This window comes from Paenibacillus sp. FSL R7-0302, assembly GCF_038006885.1.
GTDB lineage: Bacteria > Bacillota > Bacilli > Paenibacillales > Paenibacillaceae > Paenibacillus_AQ.
In genome coordinates this window covers 5,239,222-5,257,239 of record NZ_JBBOWB010000001.1, presented here as the reverse complement: position 1 = coordinate 5,257,239, position 18,018 = coordinate 5,239,222, and the positions used below count along the sequence as shown (strand labels likewise).

The 18,018-nt window shown below is 51.1% G+C and carries 17 protein-coding genes and 3 tRNA genes; 17 read left to right on the top strand and 3 right to left on the bottom strand.

The genetic code is table 11. From position 1 onward, the window contains the following. Positions 1-215: 215 nt before the first annotated feature. Entirely contained in the window at positions 216-1,040 is an 825-nt protein-coding gene (locus tag MKY96_RS22665; protein WP_340943462.1) for a CPBP family intramembrane glutamic endopeptidase, read from the bottom strand. Positions 1,041-1,587: 547 nt separating this feature from the next. Here MKY96_RS22665 and MKY96_RS22660 point away from each other — a divergent pair. The 14 genes from MKY96_RS22660 to MKY96_RS22595 all read left to right on the top strand — a co-directional run bounded on the left by MKY96_RS22660 (position 1,588) and on the right by MKY96_RS22595 (position 15,458). Next, positions 1,588-2,493 carry a branched-chain amino acid ABC transporter permease gene (locus tag MKY96_RS22660; RefSeq protein WP_036723345.1) on the top strand — a complete coding sequence of 302 codons (906 nt, stop codon included), beginning with the start codon at positions 1,588-1,590 and terminating at the stop codon, positions 2,491-2,493. A 12-nt stretch (positions 2,494-2,505) separates the two neighbouring features. Continuing rightward, positions 2,506-3,474 (top strand): branched-chain amino acid ABC transporter permease, encoded by a 969-nt coding sequence (locus MKY96_RS22655; RefSeq protein WP_340943461.1) that lies wholly within the window; start codon positions 2,506-2,508, stop codon positions 3,472-3,474. Continuing rightward, positions 3,443-4,225 carry an ABC transporter ATP-binding protein gene (locus tag MKY96_RS22650; protein ID WP_339222793.1) on the top strand — a complete coding sequence of 261 codons (783 nt, stop codon included), beginning with the start codon at positions 3,443-3,445 and terminating at the stop codon, positions 4,223-4,225. Before MKY96_RS22655 ends, MKY96_RS22650 begins: the two co-directional genes overlap by 32 nt. Positions 4,226-4,229: 4 nt before the next feature. Beyond that, positions 4,230-4,931 carry an ABC transporter ATP-binding protein gene (locus tag MKY96_RS22645; RefSeq protein ID WP_340943459.1) on the top strand — a complete coding sequence of 234 codons (702 nt, stop codon included), beginning with the start codon at positions 4,230-4,232 and terminating at the stop codon, positions 4,929-4,931. A 74-nt stretch (positions 4,932-5,005) separates the two neighbouring features. Further along, complete coding sequence (locus tag MKY96_RS22640) at positions 5,006-6,202, top strand: ABC transporter substrate-binding protein (RefSeq protein ID WP_340943458.1); 1,197 nt, start codon at positions 5,006-5,008, stop codon at positions 6,200-6,202. Between the two features lie 177 nt (positions 6,203-6,379). Then, positions 6,380-7,513, top strand: a complete 1,134-nt coding sequence (gene ald, locus MKY96_RS22635; protein ID WP_340943457.1) for an alanine dehydrogenase — start codon at positions 6,380-6,382, stop codon at positions 7,511-7,513. Positions 7,514-7,777: 264 nt separating this feature from the next. Then, positions 7,778-7,852 (top strand) — tRNA-Glu (locus tag MKY96_RS22630). 118 nt (positions 7,853-7,970) lie between these two features. After that, a tRNA-Leu gene (locus MKY96_RS22625) sits at positions 7,971-8,053 on the top strand. A 490-nt stretch (positions 8,054-8,543) separates the two neighbouring features. Further along, complete coding sequence (locus MKY96_RS22620) at positions 8,544-8,816, top strand: hypothetical protein (protein WP_340943456.1); 273 nt, start codon at positions 8,544-8,546, stop codon at positions 8,814-8,816. Between the two features lie 132 nt (positions 8,817-8,948). Further along, positions 8,949-10,493 carry a response regulator gene (locus MKY96_RS22615; RefSeq protein WP_340943453.1) on the top strand — a complete coding sequence of 515 codons (1,545 nt, stop codon included), beginning with the start codon at positions 8,949-8,951 and terminating at the stop codon, positions 10,491-10,493. 2 nt (positions 10,494-10,495) lie between these two features. Further along, positions 10,496-12,226 carry a cache domain-containing sensor histidine kinase gene (locus tag MKY96_RS22610; protein ID WP_340943452.1) on the top strand — a complete coding sequence of 577 codons (1,731 nt, stop codon included), beginning with the start codon at positions 10,496-10,498 and terminating at the stop codon, positions 12,224-12,226. A 144-nt stretch (positions 12,227-12,370) separates the two neighbouring features. Continuing rightward, complete coding sequence (locus MKY96_RS22605) at positions 12,371-13,717, top strand: ABC transporter substrate-binding protein (protein ID WP_340943449.1); 1,347 nt, start codon at positions 12,371-12,373, stop codon at positions 13,715-13,717. 2 nt (positions 13,718-13,719) lie between these two features. After that, positions 13,720-14,649, top strand: coding sequence for a carbohydrate ABC transporter permease (locus MKY96_RS22600; RefSeq protein ID WP_340943447.1), 930 nt, complete (start codon positions 13,720-13,722; stop codon positions 14,647-14,649). Further along, on the top strand, positions 14,646-15,458 hold the full coding sequence (locus tag MKY96_RS22595; RefSeq protein WP_340943444.1) for a carbohydrate ABC transporter permease: 813 nt from the start codon (positions 14,646-14,648) through the stop codon (positions 15,456-15,458). The genes MKY96_RS22600 and MKY96_RS22595 overlap by 4 nt, the downstream gene beginning before the upstream one ends. Positions 15,459-15,687: 229 nt before the next feature. Here the strand turns inward: MKY96_RS22595 and MKY96_RS22590 are convergent, their stop codons facing one another. After that, positions 15,688-15,885 carry a hypothetical protein gene (locus tag MKY96_RS22590; protein WP_036697411.1) on the bottom strand — a complete coding sequence of 66 codons (198 nt, stop codon included), beginning with the start codon at positions 15,883-15,885 and terminating at the stop codon, positions 15,688-15,690. Positions 15,886-16,031: 146 nt separating this feature from the next. On the opposite strand from MKY96_RS22590, the gene MKY96_RS22585 reads away from it, so the two are divergent. Beyond that, a complete protein-coding gene (locus MKY96_RS22585) occupies positions 16,032-16,409 on the top strand; it encodes a helix-turn-helix domain-containing protein (RefSeq protein WP_209876496.1) in 378 nt (125 codons plus the stop codon). A gap of 83 nt (positions 16,410-16,492) precedes the next feature. Further along, positions 16,493-16,575: transfer RNA gene (locus tag MKY96_RS22580), tRNA-Leu, on the top strand. 118 nt (positions 16,576-16,693) lie between these two features. Here the strand turns inward: MKY96_RS22580 and MKY96_RS22575 are convergent. Further along, positions 16,694-17,173 (bottom strand): glutathione peroxidase, encoded by a 480-nt coding sequence (locus MKY96_RS22575; protein ID WP_036727508.1) that lies wholly within the window; start codon positions 17,171-17,173, stop codon positions 16,694-16,696. Between the two features lie 186 nt (positions 17,174-17,359). On the opposite strand from MKY96_RS22575, the gene MKY96_RS22570 reads away from it, so the two are divergent. Beyond that, a complete protein-coding gene (locus tag MKY96_RS22570; RefSeq protein WP_076082511.1) occupies positions 17,360-17,779 on the top strand; it encodes an organic hydroperoxide resistance protein in 420 nt (139 codons plus the stop codon). The last annotated feature ends 239 nt before the right edge of the window (positions 17,780-18,018 follow it).

The window sequence follows — 18,018 nt, the reverse complement described above, 5'->3', positions numbered from 1 at the left end:
CAAATTTCGTAAAAGCTTCAAATGTTAAAAGAGCAGCGATTCTCTTATAGGAGAATTGCTGCTTTCTGTTTTTGGTCCCTTGATGTTTGGAGGGTTTCTTTTTTGTGTTAAAAAATCTGTTTTCGCATCCCGCTTAAACAGCGGAGCGTCCACCCAAGTGCTAACGTTGATCCTGCTCAAAAAAGCCAGCTGTATTGTATTTGCCGAATTTCCATTTACAATCTGACATCTAGCGTAGATCTTCTGTAGAAGAACCACGCTGCAATCACAAGCGTAACAGCCACTAGTATCCCAGACTCACCCGTCCAGAGATAGGCATTCTTCCCGCTGGTGAACCGGTCGAAAGCGTCCTGAATGATAGCATTCCATGAGGCGTGGAGCAGAACTGCCGGCCATAGGCTCCCCGTGCTTAAGCGCAATAGACTAATAATGATGTTGAATGAGCTGATGGTTACCATGAACAATACGACCGATAAGGCCAGAGAAGGGCCTGAATAGTAGCTGCCGATTAGAATCGCCGGGATATGCCACACGCCCCAGATCAGTCCGCTCATGAGAATAGGCTTCGGGACGCGGGCCTCTATGAGCCGGGTCAGCATGTAGCCTCTCCACCCTAATTCCTCGCCTGCACTGCTGATGATTCCCATCGCGGTCCCAATGGACATTTGAATAAGGATTGCCCCGGCCAGCGAACCGGCAACATTGCCGTTGTGGCCGGTATACTCTGCCAGTCCTGTGATCCAGGCGGTCCCGTAGGCCACCAGGCCAACCGCCACCGGCAACAACAAGATGAATGGAATCGTCCTGAGCGTGAGCCGTCCCCCGAATCTCAGGGAGATATCCGCGAAGCCCTCACGCAGCAGGATACGGGTTAGTATGGAGGAGATTCCGGGCGCCCACATCAGCAGCAAGCCATACACAGGCGTTACAGTAAGAGCCAGTATGTAACTAATAGCCGTAAGAGGAATGAGTAACAGGAAGAATACTAGCAAGCCTCTCCTGGCAGATTGGACGGTCTCCTTTTTTTCAATGGTGCTCATTTCAATTTCACTCCTTTGAATGTGTGTAATGCTTGGTAGAGTATAGCAACGAACGGAAATGCGAGGAACAATCTGGAGCCTAGCAGCCCCTTGGGACCTTGGCCCAGTCATCAATGAGACTGTAGATGTAGGGAGACTATTCTACCCTTCAGCCTGACCTCCACCTCCATACACTGCCGGTTCAATCCGTTACCCCTTTAATTAATTGAAGGAATGATGCTGTAAAGAGACAAATGTTATATTAATTCCGCAGGAAAAAAGTATTGTATAAGAAAAGGAAACAACTTCTAAAACGTTACTGCTTGAAAATCCTCTGTTTTTCTCCTGTTTTCTGCGCATTTTTCGTAAACCTACAATAACCTACTGAATCCTACATATATCATGTTATGTAATATAACACCAACTATTGAATTTTGTATTAATTCCCACAATTATTAGTGACGATTCTCTGACCATGTGTTAATATAAATGACATCATAATCCAAGAAAAGAGAAGCAGCACAGAGAAAGGGGTATACAAGATGAACATGGGGAGAAGGGGATGGCGATGGAGTACTTCATTCAGCAACTAATAAACGGAATATCCGTAGGCAGCATTTACGCTCTGATCGCCCTTGGTTACACAATGGTGTACGGTATCATCAAGCTGATTAATTTTGCGCATGGCGATGTATTCATGGTAGGGTCGTTCATCGGTCTGTACAGTGCCAAATACCTGGCGAATGCCGGATTGCCGCCTATCGTTGTACTGCTCTTGTCGCTGATGATCTCGATGACGATCAGTGCGCTGCTAGGTATCAGCATTGAACGTCTGGCGTATAAGCCGCTTCGTAAGTCCACACGGATCGCGGCGCTGATCACAGCCATTGGTGTATCCTTCCTGCTTGAATATACGGGGGTGCTGATCCTTGGGCCGCAGGCCAAGGGCTTCCCGGATATTATGGATAAGAAGCAGTATCACCTGTTTGGTTCCTCCATCCAGGTCGAATCCAATCAGATCATGATTCTGCTAACAACGATAATTCTTATGCTGGTGCTGCAATATATCGTCAGGTACACCCGCACGGGCAAAGCCATGCGGGCCGTATCCTTCGATGTTGAAGCGGCGCGGCTGATGGGCATCAACGTAGACCGCACCATTTCCGCCACCTTCGCCATCGGTTCGGCGCTTGCCGCTGCAGCGGGCGTGATTTTCGGCATGACGTACAATTCGGTTGATCCTCTCATGGGCGTAATGCCCGGGCTGAAGGCTTTTGTCGCGGCAGTGCTTGGAGGGATTGGCAGTATACCGGGTGCGCTTGTGGGCGGATTGCTGCTGGGAACCGTTGAGACAGAGATTTCTTCCCTCGGGTTCTCGTCCTGGCGTGACGGCGTAGCCTTTGCGGTACTGATTCTAATCCTTATCTTCAAACCATCCGGGCTGTTCGGCAAGAATGTCCGGGAGAAAGTGTAGGGGGAAGCTGCCGTGAAAAAGATAAATAAAAAGTTCTGGCTGGGCATTCTTATTGCCCTCGCGTTCTATGGAATCGTAAAAGTTCTTCTAACAACAGGAATACTTAGTGATGTGAATCAGTCTATGCTGCTGCTCATCGGAGTTAATATCATGCTGGCCGTGTCGCTGAACCTGATTACCGGAATTACCGGACAGTTCTCCATTGGTCATGCCGGATTCATGTCGGTGGGCGCGTATACCTCGGCGATTCTTACCCTTGACTACAATGTGCCGTTCATTCCGGCGATTCTTGCGGGCGGACTGCTGGCAGCGGTATTCGGTGTATTAATCGGGATGCCGACGCTCCGGCTTAACGGGGACTATCTGGCTATTGCGACGCTGGGCTTCGGTGAGATTATCCGCATTATTATGCTGAATACGGAATATGTCGGCGGAGCTTCAGGCCTTAGCGGCATTCCGGCCAAGACCACCTGGACCATGCTCTTCTTCTTCACTCTGCTCTCAGTCGTCCTGATTAATAACTTCATTAGATCTACTCACGGCCGGGCCTGTATTGCGATCCGCGAGAATGAGATTGCCGCTGAGGCGATGGGGATTAATACAACACGCTACAAAATCATCGCCTTCACCATCGGTGCGCTGTTTGCCGGTATGGCGGGCGGCCTGTCGGCCCATACGTTCTATGTTATTACGCCGGGGAGCTTCAACTTCCTGAAATCTTTTGAAATTATCGTTATGGTGGTGCTCGGGGGGCTGGGCAGTACGGCAGGCTCTATCGTGGGTGCGGTGTTCGTTACCCTGCTGTACACCTACTTACGTGAATTCCCGGAATGGCGCATGATTATCTACTCCATCGTGCTCATTCTGATGATGATCTTCCGTCCGAGCGGCCTGCTTGGCGTAAGCAAATTCTCATTCTTCAAGTTCAGCAAAAAGGAGGCAAAGGCAAATGACGCAATCGAGAGCAGCGGTACTCCTTGATGTGAAAGCGGCCAGCCGGGCCTTCGGCGGACTGAAGGCGGTCAGCGAGGTCTCCCTTCATATTGATAAAGGCGAGCTGATCGGCCTGATCGGACCCAACGGTGCCGGTAAAACGACACTGTTCAACCTGTTGACCGGAGTGTACCCGCCATCGTCGGGCAGCATTCTTTTGAATAATGAGTCTATCGGCGGGATGAAGCCCTACAAGATCAATCATAAAGGCGCTGCGCGTACGTTCCAGAACATCCGCCTGTTTACGGCTATGACCGTGCTGGAGAACGTTAAGATTGCCTTCCATCAGCATGCGAAGCACTCGTTGTTCTCTTCGATGCTACGTCTGCCGAAGCATTTCCAGGGCGAAGAGGAGATTACCCGGAAGGCGATGGATATTCTCAAAATCTTCAATTTGGCTGACCAGAGTGACGAGGTGGCGAGCAACCTGAGCTATGGGAATCAGCGGCGTCTGGAGATTGCCCGGGCGCTTGCGGCCGGACCCAAGCTGCTGCTGCTTGATGAGCCGGCCGCCGGGATGAACCCGAATGAGACGCGTGATCTGATGAATCTGATTGCCTGGATCCGGGAGGAATTCGACCTGACCATTCTGCTGATCGAGCATGATATGTCACTTGTTATGGGGGTCTGCAGCCGCATCTACGTTCTGGACCGCGGAATCCTTATCGCTGACGGAACGCCGGCGGAAATCCGCAACAATCCGAAGGTCATCGAAGCGTATCTGGGACAGGAGGCGTAGCGCCATGCTTACAGTACAGGGAATCAACGTATATTACGGAGCAATTCATGCCTTGAAGGATCTGAGCATCACCGTTAAGCAGGGGGAGATTGTGACCTTGATCGGTGCCAATGGCGCCGGCAAGTCTACGCTGCTTAAGACGCTCTCGGGGCTGCTGAAGCCGAAGACAGGAAGTATTGAATTCCTCAATAAATCGATAACGAATCAAAGTGTGCAGGCGATTGTCAAAGCAGGGCTGATCCATTGCCCCGAAGGACGGCGTGTATTCGCCAATATGTCCGTCGAGGAGAATCTCGAATTAGGCGCTTATCTGCAGGATGGAAGCAGCCTGGCTGCGGACTTCGAGCATGTCTACCGTACCTTCCCGCGTCTCCTGGAGCGCAAAAAGCAGCAAGCCGGAACGCTGTCAGGCGGGGAGCAGCAGATGCTGGCGATGGGGCGCGCTCTGATGGGCCACCCGAAGCTGCTGCTGCTGGATGAGCCGTCGATGGGGCTGGCGCCGCTGCTGGTCCAGGATATTTTCAAGATTATCAAGGAAGTCAACGATGCAGGAACCACTGTATTGCTGGTCGAGCAGAATGCGCACCAGGCGCTCAAAATCGCCGACCGTGCCTATGTACTGGAGACAGGCCGGGTCGTGCTTGAAGGGGATGCCAAGGAAATGGCCGATTCCGATGAGATCAAAATGGCTTATCTCGGGCACTAGCAGGCTATCCATACTACAGCAGCATCACAGAAACAACATATATAAACTAAATAATCAGGAGGCTGGGAGAAACTATGAAGAAAATTGGGGCCATTATCTTGTCAACAGTATTGACTGCGGTATTAGCATCCGGCTGCGGCAACAACACAGAGAACAGCGGTAACTCTGCAAGCGGCGGCAATACGGCCGGAGGCACCATCAAGATCGGGGCTGACCTTGAGCTCACAGGCGGTCAGGCTTCTTTCGGCGACTCCGCATCCAAGGGCGCGAAGCTGGCGGTTGACCAGATCAACGCCGCAGGCGGTGTACTCGGCAAGCAGCTGGAGCTGGTCGTTGCAGACAATGCATCGAAGTCTGAAGAAGCTACCCAGGCGGCACAGAAGCTGATCACCAATGACAAGGTCGTGACCATCATCGGCGCCTCCACTTCGACCAACACGCTGGGGATCGTTCCGGTAGCTACGGAGAAAAAGATTCCGCTTGTCTCGGTAGGAGCTACCAATCCGAAGGTTACTGTGGATGAGCGCAGCGGCAATGTGAATGAATTCGTGTTCCGCGCGGCGTTCATCGATCCGTTCCAGGGGGAGGTAATGGCTAACTTTGCACTTGATTCCCTGAAGGCTAAGACGGCTGTCATCTATACCGACACTTCGTCCGACTATTCCAAGGGTCTGCAGAAGTTCTTCGAAGAGACCTTCAAGGCCAAAGGCGGCGAAGTGCTGAGCCAGGAGTCCTATCAGCAGAAGGATTCGGACTTCAAAGCAGTTCTGACCCGGATCAAAGCAGCGAACCCGGATGTCATCTACCTGCCTGGTTATTATGAAGAAGTAGGTAAAATTGTGAAGCAGGCCCGTGAGATGGGCATCACCGTTCCGTTCCTCGGCGGCGATGGCTGGGATTCCCCGCAGCTGGCGGAAATCGCCGGTGCCAAAGCGCTGGAGAACACGTTCATGTCCAATCACTACTCACCTGAAGATACAGCTCCTGAAGTAACCAGCTTCGTAGACGCCTACAAGGCGGCTAACGGCGGAGCGGTTCCCGATGGTATGGCGGCCCTGGGCTATGATGCCTTGAAGCTGGTAGCTGATGCGATTACCCGTGCGGGTGAAGCTGATCCGGCCAAGATTACAGAAGCACTGGCAGCGACTAAGGATCTGCAGCTCGCTACAGGCAAAATCACCCTGAACGACAAGCATGACCCGGTCAAAGCCGCAGTTGTCCTGAAATTCGTGAACGGGAAGCAAACCTTCGAAACCAAGGTTAATCCTTAAGCTGCGAAATTGCATATACTGAGGTGAAGGGAACGGGGAGCCGGTCCGCAGGAGGCCAGGGAGCCTTTTGCCTCACCTTAACCGTGAAGAGGAAGGCCCCGAATGGGAGCCTTTCTTTTCGCATCTTACAGGGATACAATATTGACTATAATAGAACAACTTTGAGGGGGAATCGGCATGATTATTGGCGTACCCGCAGAAATCAAGAATAACGAGAACCGCGTCGCCATCACCCCGGCCGGGGTGGAAGCGCTCCGGAAGGCAGGTCATGAAGTGTATATTCAAGCTTCTGCTGGAGCGGGCAGCGGCATGGGTGACAAGGAGTACTCAGATAAAGGTGCAGTGATACTCGATACGGCTGCTGAGGTCTGGAGCAAGGCGGAGATAATTATCAAAGTGAAGGAGCCGCTGACGGAGGAGTACGGTTATTTCCGTAAAGGGCTGATCCTCTTCACCTATCTGCACTTGGCACCTGAAGCAGAACTGACCAAAGCACTGGTGGATAGCGGTGTGACCGCTGTGGGCTATGAGACGATTCAGCTTGAAGACGGCTCGCTGCCGCTGCTGATTCCGATGAGTGAGGTCGCCGGACGCATGGCGGTCCAGATCGGTGCCGGACTGCTGGAGAAGCCGCATGGCGGCAAAGGCGTTCTGCTGGGCGGTGTGCCTGGCGTGCAGCCGGGAGAGGTCGTCATTGTCGGCGGCGGCATCGTTGGCACCAATGCGGCCAAGATCGCGCTGGGCATGGGGGCGCGCGTCACCGTGCTTGATCTGAATGCGGGCCGTCTGCGCGCGCTGGATGATATTTTTGGCGGACGGCTGGTGACCGTGATGTCGGATTCCTATCATCTGGAGCAGGCTGTGCGCCGGGCGGATCTGCTGATCGGAGCGGTGCTGATTCCCGGTGCCCGTGCCCCGAAGCTGGTTACAGAGGACATGGTGAAGCAGATGGAGGAAGGCTCTGTTATCGTAGATGTTGCGATTGACCAGGGCGGGTCGATCGAGACCATTGACCGGATCACCACCCATGAGAACCCGACCTATGTGAAGCACGGCGTGGTCCATTACGCTGTAGCTAATATGCCCGGAGCGGTCGCCCGGACCTCGACACTGGCACTAACCAACGTGACGATCCCCTACGCGCTACAGATTGCCAATCTGGGCATCCGCGAGGCTGCGGTGAAGAACGCGGCGCTTGCGCGCGGCCTGAATGTGGTAGCTGGACAGGTGACCAATGCTGCGGTGGCGAAGAGTCTGGGGTATGAATATGCGGATGGAATTCAGGTGCTGGCTGATGGTGAGGAGAACTGATCTATATAAAATAATGAAAAGCAAAAAGAAGCGGAGGGGAAATTTGGAACTGTAGGAGCGGTAGCGACCGCCTTTGTGTTTGGATTTCTACCACGAGAGTGGTATTAATCAGGAAATCCAAACACAACAGCGGCCGGAAGTCCAAATATTCACCGCAGTGACGACCAAGCTTCGAGTTGAACTGATTTTTTTGAAAAAGGCTTGTCAAATCCACCAGCGTTTGATATACTCATTTTTGTTGTCACGAAGAAAAACTTAAAATTTGGCTCGTTGGTCAAGGGGTTAAGACACCTCCCTTTCACGGAGGTAACATGGGTTCGAATCCCATACGAGTCACCAACTTCTTCTATGGATTATGGGATGAGAATTCCCTGGGTTCGTTGAAGCATAGGCTTCGTAAGGAATACTTCGCAATCTCGTAACGGAGTGGAGAGTATCCCATACGAGTCACCAATATGCGGTAGTGGTGGAATGGCAGACACGCTATCTTGAGGGGGTAGTGGGTGTATACCCGTGGAGGTTCGAGTCCTCTCTACCGCATAACATGGAATGAGCAGAGACCTTTGATGATTCGAGGGTCTCTGTTTTTTTTGATATAGGAATTATAGTTTTCGTCTATGCGAAAACCCGAATACAATGGTGCTGCTGCGCCGAAGGATGGTTCCCCTGCCCCACAGCCAGTAACATTTATAGAGGAATCCTGCAAGAATTGCAACAATACTGATCCATAGAGACGGTCTATGCTGAAATCATGCACGAAATGCAACAAATCCAGTGCTAACTTGCTCTCTGCACCGGAAATTGTGCAAATAATGCAACATTGTGCTTCAGCCAGTCATAGATATAGAGGAATCCTGCAAAAAGTGCAACAATTCTCCATACAAGCGGCCGGTGAGAGAAGGCAGGCAGCCTGTATGGCACAATGCGTAACAGTATGCGATTTTAAATGAAGAGTGGAGTTCTATCGTATAATCCTATCAATCTTGGAGACAATACTAGTAAACGCCTTATTGGGAGGTAGTCTACGGTAATGAATTACTCTGAGATCTATGATCTTCACCTTCAATTGTTAAAAGCTTATTCTGCTCATAACAACGGAGAGTACTCGGCCTATCAAAGGGAGATCGATTACTACACGAATCAGCTGCGTTTGGCGGAAGATATGGTGCAGCGGATTTTTGTGCTGAACCAGTTAGTCAAGATTCGTGAGAAAGAGCGGGACGGTCTGATCAGTTGGTGCTCTGACACATATTTTAATCAAAAGCAAGATTATAGCGGCTCACAGGATGGAGTTATGGGATAACCCGCCTGTGAGTTTTTTTATTTTCCTGCCGAAGCGGCTCTCCGTCAGGGAAGCCTTTCCATTGACAGCGCCTCCATGTTCCGTTATACCTGCATATATATCAGGATTGGACAGGGACGGGGGATTTCTACAGTGAATTCATTAATTTCAGTCATGCTCGTAGATGATGAGCCGCTTGCACTAGAGCATGTGTACCACTCGGTTCCGTGGGAGGAGAACGGCTTCCGGGTGGTCGCCCAGGCAACCAGCGGGCGCATGGCACTGCGGAAATTCGAGGAGCTGCAGCCGCAGATTGTGATTACCGACATCTCCATGTCCCCTATGGACGGGCTGGAGCTGGGACGGCATGTCGTCCATCTTGCCCCGAGAACCCGGCTGATTTTTCTGACTGCTTACCGGGATTTCGACTATGCCCGGCAAGCGCTGGAGCTGCGAGCGGCCCATTATCTGCTTAAGCATGAGATCAGCCGTAACCGTCTGCTGGAACAGTTAAAGCTGCTGAAGGAAGGTCTGGCAGCGGAGGCCGCTGAGGAAGAAGGGCACGGACATGCGCTCCATATCCTGCTTAAGGATATGTTAGCAGGCAAGTATCAGGCTCCTGCAGGGAATCAGGAATCCCGGCTGCACCGTCTCGTGGCAGATTATCAGCAGGGTCAGCCCGGACTGCTGTATTTCGAGCTGGAGGCCGCATTGAAGCTGGACGGCAGCCGGAGTAATGCACGCAGTACCACTGCCCTGGTATGGAAGAATATCGAAGAAGAGATCCGCCGTCAGACAACGGACTTGGAGGAGCTTCAACTTCTGGAGATGGATGAAGGCGGATACATCGTGCTGCTGAAGTTAACCTCTTCCAGCAGTCTGCTGCTCCAGCATTATAACCTGCGGCAGCTCGCGGCCCAAGTTCTGCTCTGCCTGGAGTCTTATTATCGGGGCAACCTTCCCAGAGTGATCCTCTCTGCAGGCAATGGTGCAGAATTGCCAGACCGCCGATATGCGGCGATGAGACAGGCATATGATTTTTCCATATTTCTGCCGCCGGGCGGTGTATTTCTGCTGGAGCAGGCTGCTTCTGCCGGAGAAGCTACCGGTATTGCCCAAGAGGTCAGAGCATACATGCTATCCCCGGAACGCGGTCTGCTGGAACGGCTGAAGACCGGTCTGGACCACATCGCCACCCAGGCCTACTTGGGAGATTTGCGCGCCGTCATAGGTGAGATCAATGGTGCAAGCCGTAAGGACGGAAGCCCCAGCCCTGATCAAGTGCTGGGTACAGACGCGCGGCAAGTAGTTAACAGCTTGTACCGGATTCTCGAAGACTGCTTGCAGCAGCCGCAGAGTCCGAAGCGGTATTCCCGCTGGGTCAACAAAGCGATGGAGTATGTTGCCGGGAATTACGCTGATCCCGATCTGTCCCTGGAGACGGTCGCAGGCCATCTGCAGATCAGCAGCATCCATCTGCGGACAACCTTCAAGCGGGAGACCGGCCAGTCGCTGCTCGACTACACGACGGAATATCGGATCGGGCTGGCGAAGCAGCTCCTGCAGACCGGTGAGTACAAGATCTACGAGGTATCGGAGAAGGTAGGGTACAAAACGAGCCAATACTTCAGCCAGGTATTCAAAAAAACCACGGGTATACAGCCCAAGGATTTCCTGCAACAGAGGGGCAGGGAATAGCTATGCGAAAAATTAAGAATAAAATTCTCGGCAGCGTGATTCTGATCGTTACGCTGTCGGTAACGGCCATCAGTGCTCTGGCGTATGAGCAGTTCTCTTCGATTCTCGAAGCGCAGGCCCTGCGTGAAGATACCATCCATCTGGAGCAGACCACGAATCAGATGAACCACCTGATTGACGATGTGCAGAAATATGCCGCCAATATGGTCAACGATGAGCTGCTTCAGCAGTTTGCTGCAAGGTTGAAGTATTCCTCTACGTATGACGAGCTTAGTGCATACCGCGATGTGGTCACTCAGCTAACCAAATTCAATGTACTGCGGGACTATCTTGAAAGCTCGGCCATCGTCCGCTCGGACGGCAAGATTTTCTGGTCCTCCCTGTATATTGACCCGTATTTTGAACGGCTGCTGCAAGAGGATTGGTATCAGGATGCTTTGAAGAACAATACCAAAAGCGGGTTCACAGCCCCCCATATCATCCAGGACCCTGACAGCAAAAAAATCGTCAGCTTCTTTATCCGTTTTGATCCCCAGTATGGCGGAGTGCTGCTTCTGAATATTGATTATGCAGCTTTTGAGAGTCTGTTCCAGTACTTGGGCCAGTCCTTCGACCAGGTAGCCTGGATCGGCCCGGGTCAATCATTGCTCTATCAGCAAGGCACCGCTACAGAGCTGCCTGCCCACACGCTGAGCGCAGACAGCCCGGGCATTCAAGTTGTTAAGCATGATAAGGGGTATTATCTGGCCAGCGCTTTTGAGAAATCGGACTGGTCTGTCTCCACGTTTACCTCCAACGAACGGTTCTATGAATGGGTGGGTTATATTGTCCGCTACTGGGCCATCTTCCTCGCCTTGTGTCTGGTGCTCTGCTTCCTGTTGTTCCTTCCCATCATCTCGAATATTATCCGGCCGATCCTGCAGATGACCAAAGCGATGAAGCAGGTGTCTATGGGCAACTATAATGTTCAGCTCTCGTTCCGCAGCAATGATGAGCTGTCTGTGCTGAAGAATGGGTTTGAGACGATGCTTGGGGATATTGAGCGGCAGATGAGCGAAAGGGTAGAGCAGGAGCGCTGGAAGCGTAAAATGACGGCCGAGCTGCTGTTCGCCCAGATCAACCCCCATTTTATCTACAATACTCTAAATACGGTTGTGTATCTGGCCCGCAAAAAGAATTACCCGGCTATCGAAGAGATGGTTGAATCCTTCATTGGCATTCTGCATGATGCTGTCAATATCGGTGATACCAGTCTGTATATCACGGTGGAGCAGGAGATGAACATTATCAATCACTTCGTAACGATTCAGAAGTACCGGTATGCAGACCGGTTCGAGGTAGTCTGGAGCGTAGAAGAGGAAGCGAAGGGTGACTATATTCCGAAAAGCCTGATCCAACCGCTGGTGGAAAATGCTATTTTTCATGGATTCTCAGAGAAAGAGACTGTAGGCCATATAGAGATCATTATCCGCAAGCGCAGCGGAAGGCTGCTGGTCTCGGTCAGAGATGACGGCTGCGGCATGAGCCAGGAGAAGGCCCGGTCTATTATGAATGGAACCCTGCCGCCCGCACGCCTTCCTTCAGGGGCTATGAAGCAGATTGGATTATGGAATATCCGGGAACGAATCGAGTATTTGTACGGGCAGGAAGGCCGCCTCGTCATCCGGTCAAGTGAGCAGGGTGGCACCAAGGTGTCTGTTCTCCTGCCAATCCGGCAGCAACCGTCCGAGTGAAAAGTACTATCATTATTTATACAAAATCATCAGATCGTCTAATTGTTGGGTGATCCCTTCAAGCTTATAGTTCTACTATACAGACGGACGGAAGACATTACAGGAACCGCCCGCTGTCACAACAGATGCAAGGGGGATCTTAATTTGCACAATCTATTCAGTAAAAAAGCATCGGTTATAGCGCTTGTTCTAACGTTATGCTTCACCTTAGTGCTGGCCGGCTGCGGCAATGGCAACAACAACGCTTCCGGTGACTCCAGCGGCGCAAGCCCTGCAAACACCTCAAGCGATCCTGCGAATGCTTCCGGTAAATTGACCGTATGGGGCTGGGACAAGGCCTGGTTCGAAGGCACCGGAGCGAAGTTCAACGAGAAGTTCCCGAATATCAAGCTGGAATTCGTCGAAGTCTCGGCGGGGGATTATCTGAAAAAAATCCAGACCTCCATCGCTGCCGGCTCGGGACTGCCGGATATTATCTGGGGAGAAGCGGCCTTCCGCGGCGCTCTCTATGAACTTAACGTACTGCAAAGCTTGTCCGAAGAGCCCTACAATTTCGATACCTCCAATCTGCTCGACTTCGAGCTTCCGCTGCTGACGAACAGCAAGGGAGAGCTTGTCGGTCTGGAGCAATCCGGCTCGCCTGGAGCACTGGCTTACAAGCGTGATCTGGCTAAAGAATACTTCGGGACAGATGATCCTGATGCATTGACTGCAATGTTCCCTGATTGGGATACCTTCATTGCCAAGGGCAAAGAAGTCTATGAGAAGAGCGGCGGTAAGACATTCATGCTGGGAAGCCTGATGGATGCGTATACTATCCTCTCCAACCAGGGTACAACCGCAGTTGTAGATGGAACCAAGGTGAATACTCAAGAGCTGCTTAGGATCTTCACTCAGCTGCAGTCCATCCGCGACAATAACGCAGAGGGCAAGCTGGCAATGTGGTCACCCACCTGGAATGCTTCGTATTCGCAGGACAACGTAATCTTTTATCCGTCGGCGAACTGGTCGCCAGAATTCGTAATCAAGCCTAACGACAAGGCCAGTAATGGCCGCTGGGGTCTGATGGTGCCTCCGGAAGGCGGATATCCATACGGAGGTACTACTATCGGTATTTGGAAGGACAGCAAAAATAAAGATGCAGCCTGGGCGTATCTTAACTGGCTGTTAGGCACGGACGAAGGCGCTGAAGCCAACTTCGCCGTCTCCGATTACATTTTGCCGCTGAAATCCTTCTTCAAGGATACCTCCAAGCTGTCTTCCGGGGCAGATGAATATTTCGGCGGGCAGGATCTCGGCAAGTTCTGGGTAGAGAAGGTGTTCCCGAACATGAAGTCCAAAGCGGTGACCAAATACGACCAGGATATCTATAGCTCCTCTGAGCTGGTGCTGCAGGTTATGGCGCAGGATAACAGCTTCGATGCCAAGCAGGCCCTGGATAAGTGGGAAGAGCAGCTGAAGAAGAACCACCCTGAGCTGACATTTGAATAATGATGCAGAAATCTAAAGGAATCAGCAGTAAAAATAAATGGCCGTATCTGTTCATCACGCCTTATTTCTTATCCTACGCCGTACTGAGCTTGTTCCCAATCCTCTTCACTCTATATATCAGTCTTACGGACTGGGATTTGTACGGCAACCGGAATTTCATCGGATTCAGCAACTACACGCAGTTATTTTTCCATGATGCCTTCTTCTGGAAATCCCTGCTCAATGTCATGATCTTCATGGCGGTATACCTTCCGGCCCTTGTCCTTATGGGCATGCTGGTAGCCAGCCTCATCGAGAGCAAGCTGATCCGCCGCAAAACCTTGTTCCGGCTCAGCGTGTTCAGTGCCTATATGACAACTCCGGTCGCGGTCGGGATTATCTTCTCCCTGTTGTTCGACTGGCAGGGCGGATTCTTCAATAATATGCTGATGGAGCTGGGCCTCATTCAGGAGAAGATCAATTGGCTGGGCTCGGCCAGTTCCTCCCGCTGGGTAGTCATTCTAATGGTGTTCTGGAAAAACCTCGGGTATTTCGTCATGTTCTACACGGCGGGGATGGCCAGTATTGATACTTCCATCTATGAGGCCGCAGTCATTGACGGAGCCTCTTCCAAAGATGTGTTCACGCGCATTACGATTCCGCTGCTGAAGCCGATCAACCTGTTCCTGATTATTACCTCTATTATCAGCGGCTTGCAGCTTGTCGAAGAACCGATGCTGCTGTTCAGCGGCTGGGCTTCCGGCTCCAGTATGGTAGGAGGGCCTGACGGCTCCACCTTCACACCGATCTGGTACATGTTCGATGCTTCCTTCAACGGCAGTGCGTTCAAGTATGGTAAAGGGGCAGCGATCGCTTACGGCACCTTCCTGTTCATCGCCTTGTTCTCAGTAGTGGGCATGAAATGGATCAACAGGGGCGGTGACGACAAATGAGAGCGAAGAAATTTTTTACCGTATTGCTGCTTAGTCTGATCGCGATCGCGTTCCTGTTCCCGTTCTATATGATGATTGTGATGGGAACCTACTATTCCGAGGACCTGTTCAAGCAGCTTCCGATTCTGCCCAGCGGCTATCTGCTGGAGAATCTGCAGACGATCATGTCCGCCAGCTTCCTGCGGAATTATTGGAACAGCTTCTATGTTGCCGTGTTGTTCACCCTGGTGACGGTTGGGGTGGCCTCGATTACCGGGTTTGCTTTTGCTAAATATGAATTCAAGGGTAAAAATGCGCTGTACGGCTTCATTCTGCTGACGATGATGATTCCCGGACACCTGGGCCTGATTGCTTATGTCATGGAGATGAAGTGGTTCCACTTGAACAACACCCATGCGCCGCTGATTCTGGCCGGACTGAATAATGCCTTCGGCGTATTCTTCATGACCCAGTTCATCCGCTCCTCCGTTCCGACAGAGGTCATTGAGAGCGCGCGGATCGACGGCTGCTCGGAACCGGCTATTCTCACAAGAATTGTTATTCCGTTCCTCATGCCGGCCATCAGCACCCTGGGGCTGATCTCCTTCCTCGGGTCCTGGAACGGCTATCTGCTGCCGCTGGTCACGATCAACAAGCCGGAGCTGTACACGCTGCCGCTGGGCATTGCCAATCTGTCCACCGTCTTCCGCACGAATTATTCAGCCAGTATCTTGGGTCTGACCCTCGGTACGCTTCCGCTGATTATTCTCTTCCTGTTCGGCTCGAAGACCCTGGTCAGAGGACTTACCGGCGGAGCGGTCAAAGGTTGAACACAATGAATCGGTAATCAATTGGTAATCAATCGCAAATAACAGGAAAGAAACCTCTCTTGTGGTGAAATGGAGTACACTCAGCCATTTCACCGGAGAGGTTTTTTTGTGTATGAATAGAGTGCGCGGGAAAAGAAGGATTTTGCCAGGATAAGGTAGAATAACAGTAGCTACAAGAAGAATAATTGCCGGTCGGCCCACACATGGAGAACTGCTGCACCAACTGGAACTAAGATGGCGGCAGATTCAATAATTCAGCGACTTGACGGCGGTATCTGTCTGCCTTGCGTGTACCGTGAATCAGGTTGGACAGCCGATAGGGTGGGATGTCATGTAATTCACAGAATTTCTTCTGATCCAAGTGCAGTTCTGCCAGACGCTGCTTAATGGCCCAGCCGTAGGCAGTAATAGGGCGTTTGCTGTTCAGATTGCTCACCTCGTATCGACTATCCAGCCGGTATGATATAAAATAGGTAAAGATATAATAATAGTTAATTATATACTTTTTTACGTCATTTTTCAATAAAAAATAACGTTTTTACGTATTATATTTTTTGGGGAGGCAGTTGACTGATGCAATCCATCTATGAACGTATTGAACTATTGATTAAACGGCAAGGAATTACGAAGAAATCCTTCTGTGCACAGCTCGGAATCAGCACCGGCAATATGGGAGACTGGAAGCGTGGCAAATCTACGCCTGGCACACATAAGCTGATTGAGATTGCTGCATTTTTTCATGTGAGCTTAGATTGGCTGATCCTGGGCAAACAGCCCCAAACGATTCAGGAAAGCGGCGAGGATTATTTTTTTGGCCAAATGCGGCAATTGAATTGCCAAACCGAGGAATTGCTGCCGGAGGAAAAGAACTTTATTAAGGAATATCTGGCCTTCACCAAGTACCGCAAAGATCAGGACAAGGATCAGGATACGAAAGGCGAAAATTCTTAAGCGGGTATCTTTACTTTTGAGCGCAACCGATTTATAATATTGAATGTTGGCCTCAAACAATGCTTCAACGTTAGACACACCGCGCGGTAGTGGTGGAATGGCAGACACGCTATCTTGAGGGGGTAGTGGGTGTATACCCGTGGAGGTTCGAGTCCTCTCTACCGCATATTTTTCATAAAAGCTGAGATCCTTGATCATTCAAGGGTCTCGGCTTTTTTTGAACGCAAAAACACCCTTCGTACGGAACTAATCCGGGAAAGAAGGGTGTTTTTGTTGAATCCGCTCTAGCGCAGCAGCTTCTCGATATCCTCTTCAATCTGATCCGGTGTTGTCTGCGGGGCGAACCGCTTCAGCACACGGCCTTCCTGGTCCACCAGGAACTTGGTGAAGTTCCATTTAATACTCTTCGAGCCGAGTACTCCCGGTGCCTCTTTGGACAGATACTTGAACAGGGGATGGGCGTCGGCGCCTTTGACGTTGATTTTCTCATACATCGGGAAGGATACACCGTAATTGATCTCGCAGAACTCGGCAATATCCTCGCTCTCACCCGGCTCCTGTCCGGCAAACTGATTGCTGGGGAAGCCCAGAATCTCAAAACCGCGGTCTTTGAATTTATCGTACACTTCCTGGAGACCCTTATATTGCGGGGTGAGTCCGCACTTGCTGGCTGTATTCACGACGAGCAGAACCTTGCCTTTGTACTTGGAGAGTGATTCTTCCTGGCCCCGCAGGGTGTTGGCTTCAAAATCATGGACATTCATGAATGATTCCTCCCGAACATTGATTTATCACAATTTAATTGTACACTATTCACCGCCGGAAGCAAGTTTTAAAAGGTAATAATGTGCCTGATCGTTTCAAAAATGTGAGGTTGTTTAAGTTAAGGATAAGTGTTCTTACAAAATTTGTGTTAAAAAAGGAGAAGATTAAAGATGAGTACAGTGAAACTGAAACCCCTATATACTGCTACAGCCAAGGTTCGCGGAGGCCGTGAAGGTTCGGTGGAATCGTCCGACGGAGCGCTGAAGCATGATCTCAAAATTCCGAAGGAGCTTGGAGGTCCTGGCGGTGCAGGGACAAATCCGGAGCAGCTGTTCGCGGCAGGTTATGGTGCATGCTATGAGAGTGCCCTTGCTAATATTGCCCGTAAAGAAGGCGTAAAGCTGCAGGATGTCGAGATTACCTCGAATGTGCTGATCGGCAAGGACGAGAGCGACGGAGGCTTCAAGCTGGCCGTGAAGCTGGATGTGAAGCTGCCGGGTATTGAGCGCTCTGTGGCAGAGGATCTGGCTAAGAAAGCCCATGATTTCTGCCCGTACTCCAAGGCGACCCGCGGAAATATCGAGGTTGAACTGAACGTTCTGTAGAGATAGATAGCAATGTTCGATTGTATAGCATGCTTATCTGAAAGACCAGACATTGGATGTCTGGTCTTTCATTATGTTGAGCGCAGAACCACGGGTAGGAATGGACAAAGCTGGGAATAATGGCTAAATAGAGTCTGAGAAGGCCGGAAGTGTGGTAAATAGCGTGCAGGAGCCTGTACTTTGGTTGACATCACCCCGGAAATTCTTTAATATGTCTAAGTATCTGTTAATGTCGCGCG

Bases quoted from the DNA above. Each gene is read 5' to 3' on its own strand.
- MKY96_RS22610 (WP_340943452.1), top strand. From the start codon at position 10,496: ATGCGAAAAATTAAGAATAAAATTCTCGGCAGCGTGATTCTGATCGTT.
- MKY96_RS22600 (WP_340943447.1), top strand. From the start codon at position 13,720: ATGCAGAAATCTAAAGGAATCAGCAGTAAAAATAAATGGCCGTATCTG.
- MKY96_RS22575 (WP_036727508.1), bottom strand. From the start codon at position 17,173: ATGAATGTCCATGATTTTGAAGCCAACACCCTGCGGGGCCAGGAAGAA.
- MKY96_RS22640 (WP_340943458.1), top strand. From the start codon at position 5,006: ATGAAGAAAATTGGGGCCATTATCTTGTCAACAGTATTGACTGCGGTA.
- MKY96_RS22650 (WP_339222793.1), top strand. From the start codon at position 3,443: ATGACGCAATCGAGAGCAGCGGTACTCCTTGATGTGAAAGCGGCCAGC.
- MKY96_RS22620 (WP_340943456.1), top strand. From the start codon at position 8,544: ATGAATTACTCTGAGATCTATGATCTTCACCTTCAATTGTTAAAAGCT.
- MKY96_RS22585 (WP_209876496.1), top strand. From the start codon at position 16,032: ATGCAATCCATCTATGAACGTATTGAACTATTGATTAAACGGCAAGGA.
- MKY96_RS22645 (WP_340943459.1), top strand. From the start codon at position 4,230: ATGCTTACAGTACAGGGAATCAACGTATATTACGGAGCAATTCATGCC.
- MKY96_RS22665 (WP_340943462.1), bottom strand. From the start codon at position 1,040: ATGAGCACCATTGAAAAAAAGGAGACCGTCCAATCTGCCAGGAGAGGC.
- MKY96_RS22660 (WP_036723345.1), top strand. From the start codon at position 1,588: ATGGAGTACTTCATTCAGCAACTAATAAACGGAATATCCGTAGGCAGC.
- MKY96_RS22595 (WP_340943444.1), top strand. From the start codon at position 14,646: ATGAGAGCGAAGAAATTTTTTACCGTATTGCTGCTTAGTCTGATCGCG.
- ald (WP_340943457.1), top strand. From the start codon at position 6,380: ATGATTATTGGCGTACCCGCAGAAATCAAGAATAACGAGAACCGCGTC.